General features: G+C 73.6%; 1 protein-coding gene and 1 pseudogene. One reads left to right on the top strand and one right to left on the bottom strand.

The features are described 5' to 3' along the window. Positions 1-177, bottom strand: a pseudogene (locus KUM32_RS40395) (YbhB/YbcL family Raf kinase inhibitor-like protein); the annotation flags it as partial. Positions 178-277: 100 nt separating this feature from the next. Between KUM32_RS40395 and KUM32_RS40390 the strand changes: the two are divergent. Beyond that, positions 278-619, top strand: a complete 342-nt coding sequence (locus KUM32_RS40390; RefSeq protein WP_217146674.1) for a barstar family protein — start codon at positions 278-280, stop codon at positions 617-619. The last annotated feature ends 77 nt before the right edge of the window (positions 620-696 follow it).

Below are 696 nucleotides of genomic sequence, written 5' to 3'. Positions count from 1 at the left end.
GCTCTTCGTCCCCTCGGGAAAGCCCGACCAGCGCAGGTGCGGCGAGCGGTTGCCGCCGCTGAACACCTGGTCGTCCTTCAGCACCCCGCCGTGCGTCACGTCGTCGCTCTGCACGGTGAACGAGGGCACCGCGGGGTGGAAGTCATGGGGGAGCGGGCGCCGGTTCTGCTCGGACACGTCGAATCCTCTCTGCTCGGCTCACGCGACTGTGCGATCACGGCCAGCGTAGCGAGATCGTCCGCCGCGGGCGGGCGCGCGGGCTGCGACGATGTCCCACATGACCGCATCTGAGCCCGGCACCCCCAGCACCGGCCCGCACCGTGCGGAACTCGACCTCGACGGCGTGCGCGACGAGCCGACGTTCCTCGACCGCTGCGCCCGTGACCTGGCCCTCCCCGAGTGGTTCGGCCACAACTGGGACGCCCTCGACGACTGCCTGCGCGACCTGTCCTGGTGGGGGCGGCCCAGCGGCTACGAGATCCGGATACGCGGCTGGCAGCGGTTCCGCGCCGCCGCCCCCGAAACGGCCCACACCGCGGCCGACGTGCTGGCGGACGCCATCGAGCACTGGGCGTCCCGGGACACGCCGCTGACGGTGACTTTCGACGACCAGGAGTAGGCCGGCCCCGGAATCCGGCGCGCACACGACGCGCGGGGCGTGCCCCGACCCGGTCGGCGCACGCCCCGCGCGGCGCC

It is taken from the genome of Streptomyces sp. AC627_RSS907 (genome assembly GCF_019049165.1).
The sequence above is the reverse complement of the archived record's forward strand: the minus strand, read 5'-3'. Positions and strand labels throughout refer to the sequence as shown.